Annotated in this window: 1 protein-coding gene; it reads left to right on the top strand. The window is 64.5% G+C overall.

From position 1 onward, the window contains the following. Nucleotides 1-510 (top strand): Rpn family recombination-promoting nuclease/putative transposase (locus GJ668_RS19885; RefSeq protein WP_246195041.1); only part of this gene is annotated, 510 nt, incomplete at its 5' end. Between the last annotated feature and the right edge of the window lie 213 nt (nucleotides 511-723).

Consider the following 723-nt stretch of genomic DNA (forward strand, 5'->3'; position numbering starts at 1 on the left):
TTCACGCTGTTCGACGCTGAGGAGCAGTCCAAACAAGCCCTCTGGTGCTTCGAGATGCGCGACCGCGACCACCCCGAAGTCCGCCTCGGGCGCGAACTGCAACTGAACATTGTCGAACTGCGCAAAGCCGACCGGCTCGGACAACTGCCCGAACGCCTGTCGGCCTGGATCGCCTACTTCGAACACTGGCGAGAGGACACCACGATGAGCACTCACACCTACGCCCCGGTACAACGGGCGATCGAAAAACTCCGCGCCCTGAGCGCCGATGAAGAAGCCCGCTACTGGGCCGAAGCGCGCGAAAAAGCCCTGCGAGATGAAGCCACCTTGCTGCTGGAGGCGCGCGAGGAGGGCGAACAGATCGGGTTGCAGAAAGGTCGTCAGGAAGCGGCCCACGAGATGGCTCGTAATCTCATCAAACTCGGCCTGCTGAACGATGTCCAGATCGCACAGATCACCGGACTGAGCCTGGTACAGGTCGAAGCCGTGCGTGCTAGCCGGACGCCCTGAGCGACCGGATCGAAGTGCGCCACCCCGGCGGATTCAACCCGGCTGTCCGGTGAGCCGGTCACGGCGACTCGAACCATTCGCGTGCCGGCCCCTTTCGGCTACACTGCTCCCCATGAGCCCAACCGCCCCAGCCTCGCCCGACGACGACACCCGCCGCCAATGGCACCGCCTGTTCGGCATCGCCCTGACCGAACTGTTCGAGGGCGCTCCCTG

The sequence above is a fragment of the Allochromatium palmeri genome (assembly GCF_009720725.1).
In the GTDB taxonomy this organism is placed as follows: Bacteria; Pseudomonadota; Gammaproteobacteria; order Chromatiales; family Chromatiaceae; genus Thermochromatium; species Thermochromatium palmeri.